1 protein-coding gene is annotated in these 3,006 nt (G+C 75.3%); it reads left to right on the top strand.

Annotated elements, in window-relative coordinates; all coding sequences use genetic code 11:
* Positions 1 to 3,006, top strand: a 3,006-nt coding sequence (locus FV230_RS26665; RefSeq protein WP_246695020.1) for an MG2 domain-containing protein, incomplete at both ends; no start/stop codon positions are given.

The following is a 3,006-nucleotide window of genomic DNA, read 5'->3' as shown; positions in this document are numbered from 1 at the left end:
AGGCCGCCGAGGCGCTGCCGCCCTTCGCCGCCGCGGTGGCGGCCGACCCGTCCGACGTCCAGGCCTGGCTCGGCTACGCGCGGGCGGCCGACGCGGTCGCCGGCGACGACGAGAACAAGGATTACGAGGGCCGCGCGCGCCTGCGCGGCCGGGCCCCGGCCGCCGCCTACCAGGCCTACCAGCGCGCGCGGAGCGCGCCCGAGGCGGCCGAGGCCCTGGCGCTGCTCGCCGAGATCCAGGGCGGCCGGGCGGAGTGGCGCCCGGCGCTCGAAGCCTACGGGGCGAGCCTGGCCCTGAACGACGTGGCGCCCGTGCGCGAGGCCTACGAGACGATGCGCGCCGAACACGGCTTCCGCATCCTCGACTACAAGGTCGACGCCGACGCCGCCGCCCCGCGGGTGTGCTTCACCTTCTCCGAGCCGCTGGCGGCCAAGGCCGACTTCGCCCCCTTCGTCGCGGTGTCGGGCGCGACCAACGCCGCGGTCACGGCCGAAGGCTCCCAGGTCTGCGTCGACGGGCTGAAGCACGGCGGCTCCTACGCCTTCGTCGTGCGCCAGGGCCTGCCCTCCGCGGTGGGCGAGAGCCTGCTGAAGTCGGCCGACTACGAGGTCTACGTCCGCGACCGCGCCCCCCAGGTGCGCTTCACCGGCCGCAACTACGTCCTGCCCCGCACCGGGCAGGCGGGGGTGCCGCTGGTCTCGGTCAACGCACCGAAGGTCGACGTCGAGGTGCTGCGCATCGGCGACCGCGGCCTGCTGCCGTCGCTGCGGTCGGAGGAGTTCCTGGGCCAGCTCAACGGCGCCACCGCCCGGACCATCGCCGCGCAGAAGGGCGTCCAGGTCTGGAAGGGCACGCTCGACACGGCCAAGGCCGAGGTCAACCAGGAATCGGTCACCGCCTTCCCGGTGCTCCAAGCGGTGGGCCGGCTCGAGCCCGGCCTCTACGTGATGCTGGCGCAGGCCTCGGGCACCGCCGCGACCGCGGAGGGCGAGGACGGCGGCTACGAGGCCAAGGCGACGCAGTGGTTCGTGGTCTCCGATCTCGGGCTCACCGCCTTCAAGGGCCGCGACGGCGTCCACGTCTTCGCGCGCTCGCTCGCCAGCGCGACGGTGGTCGCGAACGCCGAGATCCGCCTGATCGCCCGCAACAACGAGGTGCTGGCCGCGCGCCGGACTGACGCGAGCGGCCACGCCGCCTTCGATCCGGGGCTCGCCCGCGGCGAGGGCGGCGTCGCCCCGAGCCTGGTGGTGGCGCAGGTCGGCGACGATTACGGCTTCCTCGACCTCGACCTCGCCGCCTTCGACCTCACCGACCGCGGCGTGAAGGGCCGGGCCGACGCCGGCTCGATCGAGGCTTACGTCTTCCCCGAGCGCGGGGTCTACCGCTCCGGCGAGACCGTGCAGATCACCGCGCTCCTCCGCGACGGGCAGGGCAAGGCGGTGCCGAGCCTGCCGCTGACCCTGGTGGTCAAGCGCCCCGACGGCGTCGAGTACCGCCGCGTCTCGGTGGCCGACCAGGGCCTCGGCGGGCGCGCCCTGCCGCTGCCGCTGCTCTCGGGCGCGATGCACGGCACCTGGCGGATCCAGGCCTTCACCGATCCGAAGGCGCCCGCCGTCGGCGAGGCCTCGTTCCTGCTCGAGGACTACGTCCCCGAGCGGCTCGAGGTGACGCTGAAGCCCGAGCAGCCGAGCCTGCGCCGGGGCGAGGCCGCCCGGGTCGCGGTGGCGGCGCGCTACCTCTACGGCGCGCCGGGCTCGGGCCTCGACGTCTCGGGCAGCGTCACCGTGCAGGCGGCGGCCGCGAGCGGCATCAAGGGCCTGGACGGCTTCTCGGTCGGCCTCGACGACGAGGCGATCGAGGCCTCGACCCAGGAGATCGAGGCGCGCGCCGCCACCGACGCCCAGGGCGAGGCCGTGGTCGCGGTGCCGGTGCAGGCGCTGGCCGCGCCGCGCCCGGTCGAGGCCAAGATCACGCTCGCGGTCGGCGAGCCCGGCGGGCGGGCGCTGTCGCGCAGCCTCACCCTGCCGATCCTGCCCGAGGGCCCGGTGCTGGCGATCCGCAAGGGCTTTGGCGACGACCTGCCCGTCGGCGGCACCGCCGGCTTCGACGTGGTGATGGCCGCGCCCGACGGCACGCGCCTGGCGCAGGCCGGCGCGACCTGGACGCTGTCGCGGCTGGAGCAGACCTACCAATGGTACCGCGCCGACGGCCGCTGGTCGTTCGAGCCGGTGAAGTCCGTGCGCCGGGTCGCCGACGGCACCCTCGACCTGAAGGCCGACGCGCCGGCCAAGGTGGCCCAGGCGCTCGGCTTCGGGAAGTACCGCCTCGAGGTCAGCGCGCCGGGCCGGCCGGGGGCTGCGGCCTCCGTCAGCTTCAGCGTGGGCTGGAGCGGCTCGGAGACGGCCGAGGTGCCCGACCTCCTCGACCTCACCCTCGACAAGGCGGCCTACACGGCCGGCGACACCCTGCAGGCGCGGCTGAACCCGCGCTTCAAGGGCCGCGCCACCGTCACGGTGGTCGGCGACCGGCTGCAGGCGGTGCTCGACGTGGAAGTGCCGGAGGGCGGCGTCACGGTGTCGATCCCGGTCAAGGCCGAGTGGGGCGCCGGCGCCTATCTCGTCGCCACCGCCTACCGGCCGCTCGACCAGGCCGCCAAGCGCCTGCCGGGCCGGGCGCTGGGGCTGGCGTGGTTCTCGGTCGACCGGGCCGAGCGGGCGCTGACGGTCTCGGTCGAGGCCCCGGAGAAGACGCGCCCGCGCCAGGACCTGACCCTGCCGATCCGGCTCGCGGGGCTCAAGGCCGGCGAGGCGGCCCGCGTCACCGTGGCGATGGTCGACGTCGGCATCCTCAACCTCACCCGCTACGAGGCGCCGAACCCGGTCGCCTACTTCCTCGGCCAGAAGGCGCTCGGACCCGAGATCCGCGACCTCTACGGGTACCTGATCGACGGGATGCAGGGGACGCTGGGCGCGATCCGCTCCGGCGGCGACGGCGCCGGCGGGGAGC

The sequence above is a fragment of the Methylobacterium sp. WL6 genome (genome assembly GCF_008040095.1).
Taxonomy (GTDB): Bacteria; Pseudomonadota; Alphaproteobacteria; order Rhizobiales; family Beijerinckiaceae; genus Methylobacterium.
The sequence above is the reverse complement of the archived record's forward strand: the minus strand, read 5'-3'. Positions and strand labels throughout refer to the sequence as shown.